Raw genomic sequence first — 18,434 nt, 5'->3', positions numbered from 1 at the left:
CAACGAGGGCCAGAGGCGCTACGCCATCCGGTACCGGCTTGCAGCGGTCAGCGGGGGCCTACGCGTCCCCGGTCTCCCGGGCTCGGACGCGGCTCGGCCTCTTCAGCCACTCGTAGACGCCGGTACCGAGCACCCCGCAGGCAGAGGGGACGGCCAGCGCGTAGAACCACCATAGGTCGAGGACGGCCCCGAAGAACACGCACACACCGCCGAGCGCGGTGAGCATGGCCATGGAGAACAGGCTGGCGTAGTAGGTGGCGGAGCGATCGTTGGACATGGGGACCCCCGGGCGTCGGTATAGGCGCAGAGCATAGACACCCCTTCCGGCCGGGCCACGAGGCCATCCGGAGCGTCCGCCTCGGAGGTGAAGCCGGCCCGTTCCGGGAACCTTCGCTTCCGCCCGAGGGCCTGCTAAGAGTTGATCATGAATGTTGAGACCACTCCGGACCCCATGGAACGTCTGCTGGCCGAGCGGGCCTGTGAGCGACTGATCATCGAGTTCGTCCACCGGCTCGACCTCGGGACCCCGAGCTCGGTGGCGGAGCTGTTCACGCCGGACGGGACCTGGCAGTGGCCCGCCGGGGATCGCCGCATAACGGGCCGCGAGGCCCTTCGCGACTACTTCGGCGCCCGGCCCGAGGACCGGCTGTCGCGTCGTATGTGCACCAACATCCTGGTCACCGTGACCTCCCCGGACACGGCCACCGCCACCGCCTACTTCTCCACGTACCGCGTCGACGGCTACTCCGGGGGCCTGGTGCCACCCCGGCCCCCGACACAAGTGGGCCACTACGAAGACACGTTCCGCAAGGTGGACGGAAGCTGGCTGCTCGCCACCCGGACCCTCTTCCTGTCCTTCGCCGGCCCTACGGAACGCCTCGATCCCCCCGACCCGGGTACCGCGAGCCGATGAGCGCCGGGCGAGTGCGGGTTCGTGAGGTGGCCGGCCCCGGAACGGGCAGTGGTGCGCGCCATCCGCGACGTGGGGTGGATTCGATCCGGGCCGACCGCAGTCGGTTTCGGGGCGCACGGGTGCCCGCCCCGGGTGTGGCTCCGGGGCGGGCACCTTCCGGGCTGCTGAGGGAAGGGGTCCCCGGGGTGGTGCCGGCTGGTCTCAGAGGAGGGATACCCGGTACTTGGCGAGGGCCTCGGGCACCGGCTGGTAGAACGTCGTGCCGCCGACCGAGCAGTTGCCGCTGCCGCCGGAGGTGATGCCCAGCGCCTTCGTGCCGTCGTACAGGGCGCCGCCCGAGTCGCCCGGCTCCGCGCACACGTTGGTCTGGATCATGCCGCGCACCGTGCCGCCGCCGCTGTAGTGGACGGTGGCGTTCAGGGCCGTGACCGTACCGCTCTTCGTGCCGGTGGTGGACCCGCTCCGCTTGACGGGCTCGCCCACGTAGGCGTTGGCGGCGGTGAAACCGCCGGGGTGGCTGAGCGAGGCGTTGTCGTAGCGGACCAGCGCGTAGTCGTTGCCCGGGAAGCTGGACCCGACGGTGGGGCCGATCAGCGTGCTCTGGGCGGAGTTGGTGTACCAGGTACCGGCCACGTCGCCGCCGGCGACCGGCGGCCCGCGGATGACCGTGGGCCAACTCCTCCACGCGACCTACGCAGGGGACGGCTTCCGGTTCTACGACTACGCCGGCACCTTCTACGAGTACCTGTGGCGGGACAAGCCCTCCGAACTCCAGGCCATGTACCGGTTCCTGCGGTCCAACGACGTCGCCGGATTCGACGCCTGGCGACGTCGCCTCGGCGCCGACGCAGCCGTCCAGAGCGGCTACGACGCCTTCCTCGACGAGCAGATGGCCAAGGTCGGCGAACTGTACGTGCCGAACACGGCGTTCGGTGAGGGCCCGCTGCGGGGCTGATGTCCGCCCGGCGACCCGACACGGAAGTCCGCGCAGATACGACCTAGTCGACGTCTTCGCGCGTGGTGCCCATCTTCAGTCCGTCCACCCAGTTGACCGACTCGACGCCGGTGATGGTCGAGCCGTAGGTTCCCCAGCGGGGCACGTTGCCCTTGAGGTCCCAGGTCCGTGCGTCCTGTCGGTCGGCCACCAGCCGGCCGTTGACGTAGAGGGCGAAGGAACCGCTGGTGGACGACCGGGCGTTGATGCCCAGCTCGATCTTGTTCCAGGTGCCCGGGGGCCAGGGGACGCTTCCGGCGGCGATCCATTCCTCGCCCGGTGCGACGTACCAGATCTTCAGCAGGCTGTCCTCCACCTTCATCAGCACGGGGTAGTTCTGGTCCTGCTCCGCATCGGTGCCCCACGATTTCCACTGGAAGACGGTCTGCGCGTTCCCCGTCTTGGTCATGGACTCCCAGCCGAACCAGTACGTCCTGCCCTCCGTGAGGGTCCGGCCGGCGATGCCGAGGCCTTCGCAGCGTTCGGAGCCCGCCGGTTTGGTGAACGCGAAGATCTTGCCGCGGCCGTCGTTCCAGTCGGGCTGGTAGACGTAGGACGGGTCGTCGCACACGACCGTGGCGAAGACGGCGGTCCCTGCGTTGTCCGCGTCGCCGTCCCACTCGACCGCGGCGTGCGCGGGTGATGTCGTGGCGAAGGTGAGTGCGGCGGCCAGGGCGGTGGGGGCGATGAGTCGGACGTTGCTTCGCTGCATGCTGTCCTCCTGGGAGTGGGGGGAGTGGGGGGGAGTGGGGCGCGGGGGAGTGGGTGAGGGCCGGGCTGGCAACGTTGTCAACCCGACGGTGGAGGGCCCCTCCACCGGGCGGTTCAGCCGAGTCGGACCGTGATGGACTGCGGCCCCCCGGCCTGGGCCGTGAGGTCGCCGAACGTGAGGGTCAGCGCATCGCCGGTGGTGGCCCCGGTGACGGTGGACGGCTTGGAGAGGACCTTGGAGACGCGGCGGTTCCACCGGACCTCCAGCGAGGTCGCCTGCCGGGCGGGGTCCGAGACGACGACGGTCGCGGTTCCGTTCCGGTTCTCCCGGATCAGGACGGAGGCGGGGGCGTTCGTGGTGATCTTGTCCACGGTGCCCGGCGACCAGAAGTTGACGGCCGTGAAGCCGAGCTTGGCGACGCGGACGCCCTGCTGGTCGGCGGTGTTGGCGAGGATCTTCAGCCGGCCCCGGTCGCGGGAGCGCTGCTCGGTCGTCCGTATGCCGGCGCCCGGCAGGAGGACGTAGGCGTAGCCGGCGTCGGAGGGGTCCGTGCCGTGGTCGGTGAACAGGGTGAGGTAGCGGCGGGTGATCGGGTCGGCGGAGCCGCCGGTGTTGATGTCCTTCCAGGCGCCGGTGCGTTCCTCGCGTACGGCGCCGAGCCTGGCCCCGGCGGGGAAGACGTAGCCTGCCTGGCCTTCGATGTGCGCCCACTCGGCGTCCTCGAAGGTGGCCGTCCAGCCCTGCGTGGCCGGCTGCGGCCTGCCGTTGACGGTCAGGGCGGGGGCGCCGGTGGTTCCGAGGTGTCGGTTGTCGATGGTGGTCTCGACGGGGAACCCGTCGGTGGAGCCGATGCCGGCTCCGAGACAGACGATGGAGTCGTCCAGCCAGAACCAGGACTTCTTGGCGCTCATCGTGCCGGCCAGGCCCTTGAGGTGCTGGCCCGTGGCGCCGAACTCGCCGTCGGTGGTGCCGCCGACCCAGGCCGCGTCCGGACGGGGGCTGCCCCAGTTGCCGCCCTGCCCGTCCGCGAGGGGCTTGCGGGACGCGGTGATGCCGGGCAGCCGGTACGGGTCGACCGTGGGCCAGTACGCGTCGGAGTACTGCTCCAGGCCGAAGTCGCTGCCCCACCAGGACAGCCAGCCGGCGCCCGTGTGGTAGCCGCGGGCGTGCTCGCCGTTGCCGAACTCGTAGTGTGCGATGCGGTTCGACGCCATGCTGACCGAGGCCGCCCAGCCGCGGCGCCGGTGGGTGACCCGGTCCATGTTGTGGAAGAGCCGGTGCCCGACGGGCTCGGGAGCCGCGGTGACCGAGGTGTCGTCCTGCAGGCCCTGCAGCAGCGAGGCCCGGATCAGGCTCAGGCCGGGGTTCTTGAGGGCGGGGTAGTGGTAGTCGCGCCGGAGCCAGCCCTTGACCATGGCGCGCCACCGCGCGTTCTCCTCGGGGGAGGCGCCCTGACCGAGAAGGACGAGGGTGGCGAGGAGGCCGTGGGCGCGCAGGTGGTCGCTGCCGCCCTGCCGGCTGATGCCCCGGGAGGAGACGTTGTCCATCATCAGGCCGTTGTAGATGAACGGTGCGACGGCCGATTCCACGGTGTCGAGGAAGAGCTGGGTGTTGGGGTCGTTCAGCTGCCAGGCGGATCCGCGCAGCAGCGCGAGGATGCGGCCCACGCCGTCGTGCAGCACCGAGCCGTAGCCGCCGATGTACGGGACGGAGGTGTGCTGGATGAAGGAGCCGTCGGTGTAGAAGCCGTCGCCGGAGGTGACGTACGGGAAGACGGGCGTCAGGGCCCGGGCTGCCAGGGCGATCTTGTCAGGGTTCTCTCCGACGACCCCGCGCAGGATGATGCCGCGGCACAGGTCGACACGGTTCGCGCCGGTGCTGGTTCCGGTGTACGCGGCCACGGCCGAATCGGGCAGGAAGTGGTCCACGGCCGCGCAGAAGCGGGTCTTCTGGTCCTGCGTCAGGTGGTCGTGGATCAGTACGCAGGTGTCCATGAGGGCCTGCGGGGCGCCGATCTGCCAGTTCCACCAGTTGCCGTACGGGACGGTGGCCGGGTTGTAGACCTGGTCATGGAGGTGCTCGAGTCCGGTGATGACCGCTTCGAGCAGGGCGGTGTCGCCGGTGAGTCCGGTTCCGGGCTGGCAGAAGGCCTGGGCCATGACGTTCAGCCTGGTGTAGCTGTCGTTCATGCGGGCCGAGAAGGCGTACGACTCCGCGTCGAGATCCGGATCCGGGTCGGCCCAGATCACACCGGGCCACAGGGAGCCGACGGCGGGGGCCATCGTCGAGAGGTAACCCCGGGCCGTGGCACCGAGGTTGGCGAGCAGCGTTCTGAAGGGTTCGGCCGTCGGACTGAATCCGGTGCCCAGGATCAGGTTCCGCCACTTCGCGCGCAGGGCGGCGAACTCCTCGCCGGTGGCGGCCGCCCCGGCCGCAGTGGCCGGGAGGGAGGTCCATCCCGTGAGCCCCAGCGCGAGGGCGCTTCCCCCTGCCGCATGCAGGAAGGTACGACGGGGCCAGGCGGAAGAAGTCATGGAGGAACCAATCTGGTGCGGCGGTATCCGGTGCGGCGTTGGTCTCGCTGGTCGGCCAGACTTCGATTCCGGTGACCGGAAGTCAATGCTCCGCTCCCATTCGGTCAAGAAGCGGTCACCGGGCGGCCGTTCGGGTCACCGGGCCGCCGATCGGTCACCGCGCCGCCGTCCGGGTCAGCGACCCGCCGTTCGGGCCGGCCGGCCGCGGAGCCGGGTCCCGTCCGCGACGGGGGAGGGGGCGCCGCAGGAGCTGCGCACCTTCAGCCGCGGCAGCAGCGCGACGTGCGAACTCTCGGCCCCGGGGTTCTCCAGCCGGCGCAGCAGCAGGTTCAGCGCTGCTTCGCCGACCGCGCCCTTCACGGGTCCGACCGAAGTCAGCGGAACGTCCGCCAGCGTCGCCAACTCGTCGTCGTAGCAGACGATCGAGAACTCCTGCGGCACGCGCAGGCCCCGCTCGGTCAGCCGCTGGAGCAGGACGATCGCGGCGGAGTCGGGGTGTACGAGAGCGGCGCGCACCTCGCCCGCGCAAGCGAGGTCGAGCAGCCGGTCGAGGCGCCGCTCGAAGTCGTCGGCCCCGCCCGGCCCCGGCCCTCCGGCCGGGGAGAGGTCGTGCTCGGGCAGCCCGAGGGACCCGACCGCGGCGCGGTACCCCTGCCGCAGGGCGGGCGAGGTGTGCGTGGCGCGGGACAGCAGGGCCACGCGGCGATGGCCGAGGGCCGCCAGGTGGCGCACGCCGGCGGCGGCGCCGTCCGCATGGGCCGAGCTGACCCGGTCGATCTCCGCTCCGGGCGAGCCCGCCGGCACGTGCCGCTCCACCAGCACGGCGGGGACCGGCAGGTCCGCGAGCTCCTGGAGGTCGCCGGGGCCCGGGCCGTCCATGCCCCAACTGGGGGTGAGGAGCAGGCCGGTGGCGCCCGCCTCGATGAGGGTGTCGATCCGCGTCTTGTCCTGGTCCCTGTCGTACTCGGTGGTCGCGACGAGCAGCCGGGCGCCGACATCGGCGGCCGCGTCCCGGGCGCCGCGAATGACCGACGGGTAGAAGTACCCGGCCGCCGGGACCACCATCCCGAGCACGAGGGGTGCGGCCGCGGGCACCTCGGGCGCCAGGCGTGCCAGGCGCGCCTCACGGGGGCTCAGCCGTGCGGTCGGCCACAGCGCCGACCCGTGCAGCCTCCGTACGAGCCCCGCGTCGGAGAGCGCCGCGACGTCCCGCCGCGCGGTTTCCACGGAGATCCCGAGCTCGGTGGCGAGGTCGGAAATCCGCACGCTCCCGTACTCCCGCACGAGCCGCAGCACCCTCTTGTGCCGCTCGTCGACCCTCTCCCGCATGCGATCTCCCTTGACCCCTCGGGCTGCTTCAGCCTAGCGTGATCCGTGGCCCGTAGAAAGCGCTTTCTATGCGGGGCTTTCCTCCTGCCGGAGCCCCGTCGGCCGACGAGTCGAGCACCACCGGAAGTCACCGAAAGAGAGCGCTCACGTGAAGCCACCCCACCCGCCGGTCACGACGTCGATCACGGCGCCCGCTGCGACCCCGGTCACGACGCTGGCCACGGACGCGACCGGCTTCCTGCGGAACGGCCGCCCGCACCGGATCGTCTCCGCCGCCATCCACTACTTCCGGGTGCACCCCGACCTCTGGGCCGACCGCCTGCTGCGCCTGCGCGCCATGGGCGTGAACACCATCGAGACCTACGTGGCCTGGAACGTCCACGAGCCCAGCCCCGGCGCGTTCACCTTCGGCGGGCCGAACGACGTGGCGGCCTTCATCCGAACCGCCGGCGACCTGGGTCTCGACGTCATCGTCCGGCCCGGCCCCTACATCTGCGCCGAATGGGACTTCGGCGGACTGCCCGGATGGCTGCTGGCCGACCGCACCATCAGGATCCGCCGCCGCGACCCCGCGTACCTGGCCGCCGTCGACGCCTGGTTCGACACCCTGGCCCCCGTACTGGTCCCCCTCCTCGGCAGCCGGGGCGGGCCGGTAGTGGCCGTGGGGGTCGAGAACGAGTACGGCAGCTTCGGCAACGACACCGGCTATCTGGAACACCTCCGCGACGGCCTGGTCCGACGGGGCATCGACTGCCTGCTGTTCACCACCGACGGCGCCGACCACGGCTTCCAGCTCGGCGGCCGCATCCCCGGCGTCCTGACCACCGGCACCTTCGGCTCGCGCCCCGAGAGCTCGCTCGCGACCCTGCGCACGTACCAGCCGGAAGGACCTCTGGTCTGCGTGGAGTACTGGCACGGCTGGTTCGACCACTGGGGCGAACCGCACCACACGCGCGATGCCGAGGACGCCGCCGCCACCCTGGACAGCCTGCTCGCCGCAGGCGCCTCGGTGAACATCTACATGGGCCACGGCGGCACCAACTTCGGCTGGTGGAACGGCGCCAACCACGACGGCGCCACCTACCAGCCCGACGTGACCAGCTACGACTACGACGCCCCCGTCGGCGAGGCCGGCGAACTCACCCGGAAGTTCCACCTCTTCCGCGAGGTCATCGGCCGGCACACCGGCCCCGTCACCCACGAACCCCCCGCTCTGCCCCCGCGCGTGGTTCCCCGGCTGCTCTCCGTGGACGGCCGCGCCTCGCTGGCCGACTCCCTGGACGCACTCTCCAAGCCCGTGCACCACGTCGAGCCGCTGACCATGGAGGAAGCGGGCCAGTCCCTGGGCCTGATCCACTACCGGACCCGCCTGCGCGGACCCCTGCCCGAGGCGGCGCTGCGCATCGACGGGCTGGCCGACCGGGCTCAAGTCTTCCTGGACGGACGGGAGATCGGGCTGCTGGAGCGGGACGAGCCGCTCGCGGCCCTGACCGTCGCCGTGCCCGACGGCGGTGCGGAGCTCGACATCCTGGTGGAGAACCAGGGGCGGATCAACTACGGCCCCCTGCTGGCCGATCGCAAGGGCATCCGCGACGGTGTCAGGCTGGACAACCAGTACCAGTTCGGCTGGGAGATCAGGCCGCTGCCCCTCGATGACCTGTCCGGACTCGAGTTCGGCCACGGCGCGCTCCCGGACGGGCCGTCCTTCCACCGGGTCACCGTCGAACTGGACTCCGCCGCCGACGCGTTCGTCGCCCTCCCGGGCTGGACCAAGGGCATGGTCTGGCTGAACGGCTTCGCCCTGGGCAGGTTCTGGGACCGCGGCCCGCAGAAGACGCTGTACGCACCGGGTCCGCTGTGGCGCGCGGGCGAGAACACCCTGGTGATCCTCGAACTCCACCGGCCCGGGGCCACCGTCGAGCTCCGCGACGCACCGGACCTCGGCACGGAGGCGCCCGCGCCCATTCCCGTCTGGTAGGCCGCGCCGGCCGGTGCCGAACGGGCCCCCGCGGTCCAGTGCGGCGCCGCGGCCGCGGAGGTAGCCGACGGGATCGATGCCGGTGCCGTATCCGGGCGGGCCGGTGCGGACCTCGAAGTGGAGGTGGGCGCCGGTCGAGTTGCCGGTGCTCCCGGAGAGGCCGATCTCGGTCCCGGCGGTGATCTGCCCGCCGGTCCGGACGGCGATCGTGGAGAGGTGGGCCGCCACGACCCGATACGGCCGGAAGGACACTCCGTACCCCGGCGAAAGCCGGCCGTCAGGGCCGGATGGGCCACGGCCCGCCCGCGTGCGGCCGTGTCGCCGCCGGCCCCGGTGCGGCCCCTGCCATGGTGGGCCACCGCGTCCGTCTTCCCCGGGAGGTACCTCCGTGTCCCGACGCCCGCACGGCCAATCCGGCCGGATCCGCCCGTCGCTGCGCCTGGCCGCCGCCACCGCAGTGTGCGGCGCCCTGCTCGCCGTCTCCGTCCAGCCCGCGCAGGCCGGAGCGGACCGCAACCCGCCCCCCGGCGGCGCCCTCCAGCAGGAGCTGCGGGAACTGGTGGAACGGCCCGACGGGCCCCCCGGGGTCATCGCCGTCCTGCGCGACGGCGACCGTACGAAGGTCTACCGGGCGGGCGTGGCCGACGTGGAGAGCGGCCGGCCGCCGCAGGCAGGAGACCACATGCGGATCGCCAGCGTCGCCAAGGCCTTCAGCGGAGCGGTGGCCCTCGGGCTCGTCGACCGCGGCAGGCTGCACCTCGACGACACCATCGGAAAGGTGCTGCCCGGGCAGCCGGCCGCGTGGCACCAAGTGACGCTCCGTCAACTGCTGAATCACACCAGTGGGTTGCCCGACTACTCCTCCTCCCAGGGGTTCATCGACATCGTCTCCGAGGACCCCCGACACCGCTTCGACTCCCGCCGCCTGCTGGAGTTCGTCGCGGACCAGGACCTCGCCTTCCAGCCGGGCAGCCGCTACGCGTACTCCAACTCCGACAACATCGCCGTCGCCCTCATGGCCGAGGCCGCCACCGGACGCCGGTACGAGACGCTGCTGCGCGAGCTCGTCTACGAGCCCCTGGGCCTGCGGGCCACGAGCCTGCCCCAGGGATACCGACTGCCCGAGCCCTACCTGCACGGCTACCAGATCGATCCGCAGGAGGGGCCGATCGACGTCAGCGAGGCCGTGGGCGCCTCGGGAGCCTGGGCGTCCGGAGGCATCGTCTCGACGCCGAAGGACCTGACCGCCTTCATCCGCGGCTACGCGGGCGGCGCCCTCGTCTCGGAGCGCACCCGGCGCCAGCAGTTCAAGTTCATCCCCGGCGCCCTGTCCCAGCCCCCCGGCCCCGGCCGCACCGAGGCGGGCCTGGCGATCTTCCGCTACACCACCCGCTGCGGGGCGGTGTACGGCCACACCGGCAACACCGCCGGCTACACGCAGTTCGTGGCGGCCACGGCGGACGGCCGGCGCTCGCTGACCTTCTCCATCACCGCGCAGACGTCCCTGACCATCAACCCCGACCTGCTCGAACAGGTCCGGCAGGTCCAGGAGGACTTCGTCTGCGCCCTGCTGCGCAAGTGACCGGCAAGCTCGCACCCGCACGGTTCCCGCGGGTGCGAGCTTCACCCCCATGGGGGAAGCTGGGAATACCCCGGTGATACCGGCGGCGCGCACAGTGGCGAGGAAGGTCTTCCGTGAACGTTTCCGCAGGTGGCCGCCCCGAACGCGCATCCCGGCACACCGCATCCCCGCGCACCGCCTCCCGGCGCAGGGTGCGCACCGCCGCCCTGCTGTGCACGGTGGCGGCGATGACGGCCGTCGTGCTCCCGGCCTCCGCGGCCCCCTCCGCACGTACCGGCGGCGCCGCGTCCTCCGCCCGGACCGCGGTCTCACAGGATCCGGTCGTGGTCGTCGACTGCTTCGCGCAGGCCCAGATGCGCCCTCCGGAGTACCTCCTGGCCTGCGGCGACGGGAACAACCGGCTCGTCGGTCTGCGCTGGGAGACCTGGGGGCCGGCCGGCGCCACGGCCACCGGCACCGACATGGTCAACGACTGCCGCCCGTACTGCGCGGCCGGACGCTTCCACGCCTACCCGGTCAGGGTGACCCTGGGCAATCCGCAGGCCTGGCCCGACCACCCCGACCTCCTCCGCTTCACCACGATCCGGCTCGTCTACACCGACACCGCACCGGACCCGGTCCCCAAGGACGTGACCTACAAGCTGGTGTACTGACGCGGAATCCGGGCTCCCGGGTTACGGTCGGCGGCATGGACCTTGATCGGCAAGGGTGGCGCAGGTGTCTGCTGAGCGGGGCGGTGTTCGCCGTGTGCATGGCCGGCACCACGCTGCCGACCCCCCTCTACGGGCTCTACCAGGAGAAGTTCGGCTTCTCGGCGCTGATGGTGACCGTGGTGTACGCCGTGTACGCCTTCGGTGTCATCGGCGTACTGCTGCTGGCGGGCAATGCCTCGGACTCCGTGGGCCGGCGGCCGGTCCTGCTGGCGGGGCTCGGGTTCGCCGCGGCGAGCGCCGTCTGCTTCCTGTGCGCCGAGTCGATGCCCTGGCTGTACGCGGGACGGCTGCTGTCGGGTCTGTCCGCCGGCCTGTTCACCGGGGCCGCCACCGCGTACGTGATGGAGCTGGCACCGCCCGGCGGCGCCTCGCGGGCCACGTTCGTGGCGACGGCCGCCAATATGGGCGGACTGGGCTGCGGCCCGCTGCTCGCCGGGGTCCTCGCGCAGTACGCCTCCTGGCCGCTGTACCTGCCGTTCGTGGTGCACCTCGGGCTCGTGGCGGGCGCGGCCGTCGTCCTGCTGCGGCTCCCGGAGACGGTCCGTGAGCGCCGGCCGCTGAGCACCGTACGACCGCAGCGGCCCGCCCTGCCTCCGCAGGTGCGGGCGGTGTTCGGGCCGGCGGCGATCGCCGCGTTCGTGGGCTTCGCCCTGTTCGGGGTGTTCACCTCGGTCAGCCCGGCGTTCCTCGCGCAGTCCCTGGACGTGCACAACAAGGCGTTGAGCGGGCTCGTGGTGGCGCTGGCCTTCTTCGCCTCGACCGCCGGGCAGCTGGCCGTCGGCCGCGTCGGCGTGGAGCGCTCGCTGCCGCTCGGGTGCGTCGCGCTCCTCGCCGGACTGGCGCTGCTCGCGGGCGCGCTGTGGTGGGACCTGCTGGCGCTGGTGGTGCTGAGCGCCCTCGTGGGCGGACTCGGGCAGGGGCTGGCCTTCCGCGGGGCACTGTCCGCGGTGGCCGGGGCGTCGCCGGCGGACCAGCGGGCAGCCGTGATCTCCACCCTGTTCCTGGTGGCGTACACGGGCATCTCGCTGCCCGTGATCGGGGTGGGCGTACTGGAAGGACCCCTCGGGCTGGAGGGTGCGGGACTGGTGTTCATCGGCTGCATGGCGGTGCTCGTCCTGACCGCGGTCGGCTACCTGCTCAGGCGCCCGGCGCGGGCCGCCGCGCACTGAGCGGACGAGACCGCCCGGCCCGGCGGCGGCCGGCGCGCGGGTCCGGGGGACTCACGCGCCGCCGGCGGCCGCGGGGTACGCCACCTCGGCCATCGTGTCCGGGACCGCGACCGGGGGCGGGACCGCCCAATGGCGGTCCTGCTCGAAGGTGCGGAGCAGGTCCGCCGCCACGCTCACCGCGATCGTGGCGGGCTCCTTGCCCGTGATCTCGGTCAGCCCGATCGGGGTCGTGATCCGGTCGATGGTGCCGGCGTCGTGACCGCCCTCGGTGGCCAGGCGCTGCCGGAACCGCGCCCACTTCGCGGAGGAGCCGATCAGACCGATCGAGCCGAGACCGTCGGTGCGCAGGGCGGCGTCGCACAGTGCGGCGTCCTCGGCGTGATCGTGCGTCATGATCAGGACGTGGGTGCCGGGCGGCAGCTCCCCGAGCACCGTCTCCGGAAGCAGCGGGGTGTGGTGCACGTGGACCTGCGCCACCGCGTCGCCGAGCACCCCCAGCCGCTCATCGGTGAGCATGTCCGGGCGGCTGTCGACGAGGTGCAGGTCGAGGTCCTGACGGGCCAGGATGCGCGCCAGTTCCAGACCGACGTGCCCGACACCGAAGACGGCCACCGCCTGGACCACCGGCAGCGGTTCGAGCAGCACGGTGACGGCTCCGCCGCAGCACTGCACGCCGTGCCGGCCGGTGACCTTGTCGTTGAGGGCGAACTCCATCAGCTCCGGCTCAGGATCGGCCGCGCCGCTCAGTTCGCGCGCCCGGTCGATGGCGACGGCCTCGATGTTGCCGCCGCCGATCGAACCCCAGGTCCCGGTCCGCCCCACGACGAGCTTGGCACCGGCCCGCCGGGGCGCGTGGCCGCGCACGGCCGCGACGGTCACGAGCACGCCGGCTTCCCGGCGTGCCCGCAACCGCGCGACCGCGGCGACCCAGCTCATGTCAGACATTGCTCAAGGCGCTTGCGTCGGCGAGGACCGGGCCGCCGTCGGCCGCCGCCTGCCCGTCGCGGAACGCACCGCCCCGGCGCGCTCCTTCGATCGCCCAGTACACCGCCTCGGGCGTGGCCGGCGAGGCCAGCTCCACGCTGATCCCGGCGGGCCCGAACTCCGCGGCCGCCTGCCGCAGGGCCTCCCGTACGGAGAAGGCCAGCATCAGCGGGGGCTCACCGACCGCCTTGGACCCGTAGACCGCGCCCTCCTCGGTGGCGTTCTCCAGCAGCCTGACGTTGAACTCCTCGGGCATCTCCGAGAAGCTGGGCAGCTTGTACGTGCTCGCGGCCTGGGTCAGCAGACGGCCGCGGTTCGGGCCGTCGCCGGAGTCCCAGCGCATGTCCTCCAGCGTCAGCCAGCCCGCGCCCTGGACGAAACCGCCCTCGACCTGACCGATGTCGATCATCGGTGAGAGGCTGTCGCCGACATCGTGGACGATGTCCACCCGCCGGATCCGGTACGCACCGGTGAAGCCGTCCACCTCCACCTCGGTCGCGGCCGCACCGTAGGAGAAGTACTTGAAGGGCGAGCCGTGGAACGCCTTCGCGTCCCAGTGCAGGCCCTCGGTCCGGTAGAAGCCGGCCGCCGAGAGCTGGACCCGCTGGAAGTACGCGGTGCGCACCAGGTCGTCCCAGGCGAGTTCCTTGTCGTTGCCGAGGGCGCGCGCGACGCCCTCGACGATGCGCACGTCCGAGGCGTTCGTACCCAGCTGCGTGCCGGCCACCTGGAGCAGCCGCTCGCGGATCTGCTCGCAGGCGTTCTTCACCGCCGCGCCGTTGAGGTCCGCCCCCGCACTGGCGGCGGTGGCCGAGGTGTTGGGCACCTTGTCGGTGCGCGTCGGGGCCAGCCGGACCTTGTGCAGCGGGATGCCCAGCGTGGTCGCGGCCACCTGCAGCATCTTGGTGTGCAGGCCCTGCCCCATCTCGGTGCCGCCGTGGTTGATCAGGACGGAGCCGTCCTTGTAGACCAGCACCAGCGCACCGGCCTGGTTGAAGGCGGTGAGGTTGAAGGAGATGCCGAACTTGATCCCGGTCATCGCGAGCGCCCGCTTGGTGTTCGGGTGCGCGGCGTTGAAGGCCGCGATCTCGCGCCCGCGTTCGGCCAGGGCGGCGTCGTCCTTGACCTGCTGCCAGATGACGGAGATCCGCTCGGGGTGGGGGACGGGCTGCCCGTACGGCGTCGACTGGCCCTGGCGGTAGAAGTTGCGCTCGCGCAGCTCCATCGGATCCAGGCCGAGCAGCGGGGCGCACCGGCCCATGATGTCCTCGATCACCAGCATGCCCTGGGGGCCGCCGAAACCGCGGAAGGCGGTGTTGGAGACCTTGTTGGTCTTGGCGATGCGTCCGGCGATGCGCGCGTTGGGCAGCCAGTAGGTGTTGTCGATGTGGCACAGCGCGCGGGCCGTCACGGGCTCGGACAGGTCCAGGCTCCAGCCGCCGTCGGCGGTCAGGGTGGCGTCCAGTGCCTGGATGCGGCCCTCGGTGTCGAAGCCGATCTTCCAAGTGGCGTGGAACCCGTGGCGCTTGCCGGACATGGTCAGGTCCTGGGTCCGGTTGAGCCGTACGCGGACCGGCCGGCCGGTGAGCTTGGCACCGAGCGCGGCGATGGCCGCGAACCCGTGAGGCTGCATCTCCTTGCCGCCGAAGCCGCCACCCATCCGCAGGCACTGCACGGTCACCTCATGGCTGTGCAGGCCGAGTACGTGGGCGACGATCTCCTGGGTTTCCGAGGGGTGCTGGGTGCTGCTCTGGATGAACATCTGCCCGTTCTCGTCGAGGAGAGCGAGCGCCGCGTGCGTTTCCAGATAGAAGTGTTCCTGGTCGGAGAACTGGAACTCCCCGGTGAACACGTGCGCGGAGTCCTCGAAGCCCGCGTCCACGTCGCCGGTCACCATCAGGGGCCGGGCGCCGTGGAAGCTCTCGGTCTCGATCGCCTCCCGCAGGGTGATCACGGAGGGCTGTTCGTCGAGCTCCACCTCGACGGCCGCCGCACCGAGCCTGGCCGCCTCCACGCTCTCGCCCAGGACCCAGGCGACCGCGTGCCCGTGGAACATGACCGTGTCGGGGAAGAGGGGCTCGTCGTGCTTCATTCCGGCGTCGTTGACGCCGGGCACGTCGGCCCCGGTCAGTACGCGGACCACACCGGGCACGGCGAGCGCCGGCTCGGTGCGCAGCGCCGTGATCCTGCCGTGGGCCTTCATGACCTGGACCGGGTAGGCGTGCAGGACGTCCTTGGTGCGGTGGACCAGGTCGTCGGTGTAGAGCGCCGCACCGGTGACGTGCAGGTTCGCGCTCTCGTGCGGCATCGAAACCCCGACGACGGGCTTTTCGGGGCGCTGGGACAACTGGCTCATGACTTCGCCGCCTCGGTGGTGTGCGCGTACAGCTTGAGCAGGCTCTGGCCGAGCATCGCGGAGCGGTAGAGGGCGCTGGCGCGGTGATCGTCCATCGGGGTGCCCTCGGCCCGCAGGATCCGGGCCGCGGCCTCGACGGTTTCCGCCGTCCAGGCGTTGCCCTCCAGGGCCGCCTCGGTGCTGAGCGCGCGGATCGGGGTGGCGGCCACGCCGCCCAGGCCGATGCGCGCCTTGCGGACGGTCCCGTCCTCGATGTCGAGGGCGAAGGCGACCGCGACGCTCGAGATGTCGTCGAAACGCCGCTTGGCGATCTTGTGGAAGGCCGTGACGGGCGACAGCGGCAGCGGGATGCGCACCGCGCGGATCAGCTCGCCGGGACGGCGCACGCTCTGCCGGTAGCCGGTGAAGTAGTCGGCCAGGGGGACCTCGCGCTCGCCGTCGCCGCCGGCCAGCAGCAGCGAGGCCTCCAGCGCGAGCAGCACCGGCGGGCTGTCGCCGATGGGGGAGCCGGTGCCCAGATTGCCGCCGAGGGTGGCGCTGTTGCGGATGAGCCGGGACGCGAACTGCGGGAACAGCTCCGCCAGGAGCGGGACGCTGCCGTCGAGCCGGCGTTCGATCTCGGTCAGCGTCTGCGCCGCCCCGATCTCGATGTGGTCGGACTCGACGCGCAGCTCCCGCAGTTCGGGCAGTCGGTCCACCGCGATCACGCAATCGGCCCGACGGGAGCGGATGTTCACCTCCACGCCCCAGTCGGTGCTGCCGGCGACCACCACCGCCCCGGGTCGCTCGCTCAGCAGCCGCACCGTCTCCGCGAGGGTGCCGGGCCGCAGGAACACGCTGTCGTCCTTGGCGTATTCGGTGGCGGCGGGCTCGGGCGGGGACTGCTCGCGGCGCTGCGCCAGGACGTCGTCCTCGGTCGGCGAGCCGACGGCGAACGCGGCATCGCGGATCGGGCGGTAGCCGGTACAGCGGCACAGGTTGCCGCTCAGCGCGTGCAGGTCGAAACCGTTCGGGCCGTGCTCGGGGTCGACGCCGTCGGCCGGGTCGGTGGTCGAGTCGGCGGCCGGGTCCGCGTGTGCGCAGCGGTCGGGCCGGTAGTACTCGGAGGCCATGCTGCAGATGAACCCCGGTGTGCAGTAACCGCATTGGGAGCCGCCGCGGACGGCCATCTCCTCCTGTACGGGGTGCAGCGCGGTGGGTGCGCCGGACGCGTCGACGGTGGCGAGGCCCTCGGAGGTGACGACCTCCTGACCGTCGAGGGCCAGGGCCGGTACCAGGCAGGCGTTGACGGCCACCCAGTCGGTGGGCTTGTTCACCCCCGGCCGGGCCACGAGCACCGAACAGGCGCCGCATTCGCCTTCGGCGCAGCCCTCCTTGGTGCCGGTGAGGCCGCGGTCGCGCAGGAAGTCCAACACCGTGGTGTGGGCTGCGGCCGGAGAGATCGGTGTTTCTTTCCCGTTGACCGTGATCCGCGCCGCTACCACGGCACGTCCCCGTTCCGGGGCGCGGTCGATCGGACTGTCCTAGTTGCCATGGCAGGAGCTTTCTCGTTCAGTGGCCGCGGCTCGACAACCCGGAGCGCGGCAGATCGGCACGCGAGGAGGCGCCGTAAGTGGTGACAGAGTGGTGGAGAACTTCCGGGGCCGCGAGCGGGCACGCCGGGGAATGGGGGCTGTTCAGCAGCCGTGTGCGACCCGACCCGGAGCCCAGGCGGTCTGGTGTGCGAGGCGAAGCGGTACGGAGATGGTCGACATCCGGCTTCGCCTCCTTCCAGTGGCCCTCGAGTTGGTTCGGTCGAAGTTACGTGCCGAAGATTGATCGGTCAAGCACATCTCGGTCGATAATACGAGGGCCGGCGACGTCGAGGGTGAGGCCGTGCGGCTGGAGGATCGTGCGGGTGTCGAAGGTCGTCGCGGTGCCGGGGGACTGGCTGATCCGGTAGTCGCGGGTGAGGGTCGCGGCCGCGATGGTCATGGCCGTCGTGGCGAAGTGCGTACCGAGGCAGTTGCGCGGTCCGCCGCCGAAGGGCATGAAGGCGTACTTGGGCAGAGGGGTGTCGGGGCGCTCGATCCAGCGGTCCGGGTCGAAGGCGGCGGGCCGGTCGTAGTGGTGCGGGTCGCGGTGGAGGACGAAGGGGCTGACGCCGACCCGCTGGCCGCGGCGGAGCGGGAAACCGGCGAGCTCGGTGGGTTCCTCCACGGTCCGCTGGACGAGCCAGAGCGGGGGATACAGCCGCAGGGTCTCCTTCACGACGGCCCCGGCGACGGGCAGCCGGGGCACATCGGCCGCGGTGGGGGGTCGCCCGGCGAGTTCCCGGTCGGCCTCGTCCCGTACCCGGCGGCGCAGGTGCGGGTGCCGGTCGAGGAGGAGCAGCAGCCAGGAGAGCGCGGCGGCCGTGGTCTCGTGGGCGGCGAACAGGTTGGCGACGATCACGCTGGTCGCGCCCTCGCGGGTGAGGGCGCCTTCCTCGCAGGCGGTGTCCAGGAGGTCCGCGACCGCGGGCGGGGAGTCCTCCCGCCGGGTGGCACGGCGGCGGCGCATCAGGGCGGAGACCTCGTCGGCGAGGTCGCGGGAGGCGCGGCGCAGGCGGTGTCGGCGCAGTGCGTGCCAGCGGGCCGGCAGGGGCAGGGCGGGAGGCAGCAGCGCGTCCTGCAGCCGGGCCAGGAGGTCGGGGACCGCGCCCGTCTCGGGTCCGAGGCAGAATTCCGCGATGAGGTGGGCGGTGAGGTCCTCCAGCGCGGGGATCGCCTCGATCCTGCCGCGTGCGCGCCAGGTGTCCGCGTGACGGGTGACGGCGGCCGCGAGGCGGTCGCCGGCGGCCCGCGTACCGGTCCGGTTCAGGCCGCGTCCGGCAAGGGCGCGGGCCCGCATCCACAGGGCCAGGTCTTCGGAGGCGCGGCTTCCGTCGGTCGCCTCGCCCAGCAGGTCCCGGGCGATCGTGTAGGTGGTGTTGGTGTGCTTGAGCACCTGTTCCGCGAGGACGGGCGAGTTCACGAGGTACAGGTCGTCGTCGACGCGGACCAGGTCGCCGTACCGCTGCTGGTCGAGCAGGAAGCCGAGGCGGTCCCGCTCGAACGCACGCCTGTTGCCGTGGGGGGGGGGGGCAAAAAAAGAAGAGAGGGAAAGGGGGGGAAAAAAGAGAGGAGGGGCCCCTCCCCCTGCAGGAGCAG

At 72.0% G+C, this 18,434-nt stretch carries 15 protein-coding genes and 2 pseudogenes; 7 read left to right on the top strand and 10 right to left on the bottom strand.

Going from position 1 to position 18,434, the window contains the following annotated elements:
• Window positions 1–58: 58 nt before the first annotated feature.
• Window positions 59–277, bottom strand: coding sequence for a hypothetical protein (locus ACFWBW_RS30195; RefSeq protein ID WP_385379005.1), 219 nt, complete (start codon window positions 275–277; stop codon window positions 59–61).
• 147 nt (window positions 278–424) lie between these two features.
• Between ACFWBW_RS30195 and ACFWBW_RS30190 the strand changes: the two genes are divergently transcribed.
• Window positions 425–913 carry a nuclear transport factor 2 family protein gene (locus ACFWBW_RS30190; RefSeq protein WP_385379002.1) on the top strand — a complete coding sequence of 163 codons (489 nt, stop codon included), beginning with the start codon at window positions 425–427 and terminating at the stop codon, window positions 911–913.
• Between the two features lie 201 nt (window positions 914–1,114).
• Here the strand turns inward: ACFWBW_RS30190 and ACFWBW_RS30185 are convergent.
• A pseudogene (locus ACFWBW_RS30185) lies at window positions 1,115–1,549 on the bottom strand (S1 family peptidase); the annotation flags it as partial.
• A gap of 25 nt (window positions 1,550–1,574) precedes the next feature.
• On the opposite strand from ACFWBW_RS30185, the gene ACFWBW_RS30180 reads away from it, so the two are divergent.
• Window positions 1,575–1,868, top strand: a complete 294-nt coding sequence (locus ACFWBW_RS30180) for a hypothetical protein (protein ID WP_385378999.1) — start codon at window positions 1,575–1,577, stop codon at window positions 1,866–1,868.
• A 43-nt stretch (window positions 1,869–1,911) separates the two neighbouring features.
• Here the strand turns inward: ACFWBW_RS30180 and ACFWBW_RS30175 are convergent, their stop codons facing one another.
• The 3 genes from ACFWBW_RS30175 to ACFWBW_RS30165 all read right to left on the bottom strand — a co-directional run bounded on the left by ACFWBW_RS30175 (window position 1,912) and on the right by ACFWBW_RS30165 (window position 6,482).
• Window positions 1,912–2,619 carry a heparin lyase I family protein gene (locus ACFWBW_RS30175; protein WP_385378996.1) on the bottom strand — a complete coding sequence of 236 codons (708 nt, stop codon included), beginning with the start codon at window positions 2,617–2,619 and terminating at the stop codon, window positions 1,912–1,914.
• Window positions 2,620–2,732: 113 nt separating this feature from the next.
• Window positions 2,733–5,153, bottom strand: a complete 2,421-nt coding sequence (locus ACFWBW_RS30170) for a polysaccharide lyase 8 family protein (RefSeq protein WP_385378993.1) — start codon at window positions 5,151–5,153, stop codon at window positions 2,733–2,735.
• A 174-nt stretch (window positions 5,154–5,327) separates the two neighbouring features.
• Complete coding sequence (locus ACFWBW_RS30165) at window positions 5,328–6,482, bottom strand: substrate-binding domain-containing protein (RefSeq protein ID WP_385378990.1); 1,155 nt, start codon at window positions 6,480–6,482, stop codon at window positions 5,328–5,330.
• Between the two features lie 148 nt (window positions 6,483–6,630).
• On the opposite strand from ACFWBW_RS30165, the gene ACFWBW_RS30160 reads away from it, so the two are divergent.
• Window positions 6,631–8,460, top strand: coding sequence for a beta-galactosidase family protein (locus ACFWBW_RS30160; RefSeq protein ID WP_385378988.1), 1,830 nt, complete (start codon window positions 6,631–6,633; stop codon window positions 8,458–8,460).
• Window positions 8,461–8,574: 114 nt separating this feature from the next.
• On the opposite strand, the pseudogene ACFWBW_RS30155 reads toward ACFWBW_RS30160, so the two are convergent.
• A pseudogene (locus ACFWBW_RS30155) lies at window positions 8,575–8,688 on the bottom strand (M23 family metallopeptidase); the annotation flags it as partial.
• Window positions 8,689–8,848: 160 nt separating this feature from the next.
• Between ACFWBW_RS30155 and ACFWBW_RS30150 the strand changes: the two are divergent.
• The 3 genes from ACFWBW_RS30150 (at window position 8,849) to ACFWBW_RS30140 (ending at window position 11,924) form a co-directional block, all read left to right on the top strand.
• Entirely contained in the window at window positions 8,849–10,042 is a 1,194-nt protein-coding gene (locus tag ACFWBW_RS30150) for a serine hydrolase domain-containing protein (RefSeq protein WP_385378986.1), read from the top strand.
• A gap of 113 nt (window positions 10,043–10,155) precedes the next feature.
• The gene (locus ACFWBW_RS30145; protein WP_385378983.1) at window positions 10,156–10,695 is read left to right on the top strand and encodes a hypothetical protein; all 540 of its coding nucleotides are present in this window, start codon (window positions 10,156–10,158) and stop codon (window positions 10,693–10,695) included.
• Window positions 10,696–10,730: 35 nt separating this feature from the next.
• On the top strand, window positions 10,731–11,924 hold the full coding sequence (locus ACFWBW_RS30140; protein ID WP_385378980.1) for an MFS transporter: 1,194 nt from the start codon (window positions 10,731–10,733) through the stop codon (window positions 11,922–11,924).
• A gap of 51 nt (window positions 11,925–11,975) precedes the next feature.
• Here the strand turns inward: ACFWBW_RS30140 and xdhC are convergent, their stop codons facing one another.
• The 4 genes from xdhC to ACFWBW_RS30120 form a co-directional block, all read right to left on the bottom strand.
• Window positions 11,976–12,860: a xanthine dehydrogenase accessory protein XdhC gene (xdhC, locus tag ACFWBW_RS30135; RefSeq protein ID WP_385379061.1), complete on the bottom strand. Its 885-nt coding sequence runs from the start codon at window positions 12,858–12,860 to the stop codon at window positions 11,976–11,978.
• A 1-nt stretch (window position 12,861) separates the two neighbouring features.
• Entirely contained in the window at window positions 12,862–15,264 is a 2,403-nt protein-coding gene (gene xdhB, locus ACFWBW_RS30130) for a xanthine dehydrogenase molybdopterin binding subunit (RefSeq protein ID WP_385378977.1), read from the bottom strand.
• A complete protein-coding gene (locus ACFWBW_RS30125) occupies window positions 15,261–16,748 on the bottom strand; it encodes a xanthine dehydrogenase small subunit (protein WP_385378974.1) in 1,488 nt (495 codons plus the stop codon). Before ACFWBW_RS30125 ends, xdhB begins: the two co-directional genes overlap by 4 nt.
• Window positions 16,749–17,064: 316 nt before the next feature.
• Complete coding sequence (locus ACFWBW_RS30120; RefSeq protein WP_385378971.1) at window positions 17,065–18,231, bottom strand: cytochrome P450; 1,167 nt, start codon at window positions 18,229–18,231, stop codon at window positions 17,065–17,067.
• On the opposite strand from ACFWBW_RS30120, the gene ACFWBW_RS30115 reads away from it, so the two are divergent.
• Window positions 18,220–18,434: hypothetical protein (locus ACFWBW_RS30115; RefSeq protein WP_385378968.1), on the top strand; the 215-nt coding region annotated here is incomplete at its 3' end. The two genes, ACFWBW_RS30120 and ACFWBW_RS30115, sit on opposite strands and share 12 nt — an antisense overlap.

The sequence above is a fragment of the Streptomyces sp. NPDC059957 genome, assembly GCF_042730015.1.
Classification (GTDB): Bacteria; Actinomycetota; Actinomycetes; order Streptomycetales; family Streptomycetaceae; genus Streptomyces.
Note: the sequence above shows the minus strand (reverse complement) of the source record. Positions and strands in the feature narration are given on the sequence as shown.